Consider the following 782-nt stretch of genomic DNA (forward strand, 5'->3'; position numbering starts at 1 on the left):
TTTGTAGCGACGCATGGAGCAGAAAAAAGCAATAGCAAGCTTACATCACTTCAGAACGGAGACATTTCTGCAACCTCCACGGATGCAGTAGCGGGTAATCAGCTTCATAAACTGGGCACAGAGGTTGCGAAGTCTTTTGGCGGTAATGCTGGATATGAGGATGGTCAGTGGACCGCTCCAAGCTTCAAGGTTAAGACCGTTAATTCTGATGGTAGTGAAGTTGAAGAGCAGAGCTATGAGAGTGTTGCAGCTGCATTTGAGGGTGTTGGTACTTCTTTCACGAACATTCACCATAAGATTAATAAGGAGATTGGCAAAGTTGTCAGTGATAGCCTTATTAAGCAAGATGACACAACAAAGGTTATCAAGATCGGTGGGGAGAAAGACGGTACAGAAATCACAGTTGCAAACAGTAATGGTGATGCCCGTAGTATCTCTGGCGTGAAAGCAGCAACTCTTTCTGAAGGATCGATGGAAGCAGTAAATGGTGGTCAGCTCTATTCTCTTGGCAGCGAGGTTGCGAAAACTTTAGGCGGTAGTGCTAGCTATGAGAATGGCACTTGGGTTGCTCCTACATTTACGGTTAAGAACTTCAATTCTGAGGGCAGCGTTTCTGAAACGACCTATGATGATGTAGCATCTGCGTTTACCGGTGTGGGTAATTCATTTGAGAAAGTTAAAGATTCATTCACGAATATTAAGAATGAAATTACTAAAGAGATTGAAAAAGAAATTACCACTGTTCAAGGTGACGCCTTGTTGTGGAGCAATGATAAAGAGGC

General features: G+C 43.5%; 1 pseudogene. It reads left to right on the top strand.

What is annotated here, in order from left to right:
* Nucleotides 1-782, top strand: a pseudogene (locus MCQ_RS04650) (Vomp family autotransporter); the annotation flags it as partial.

Origin of the sequence: Candidatus Bartonella washoeensis Sb944nv, assembly GCF_000278135.1 — a bacterium.
GTDB lineage: Bacteria > Pseudomonadota > Alphaproteobacteria > Rhizobiales > Rhizobiaceae > Bartonella > Bartonella washoeensis.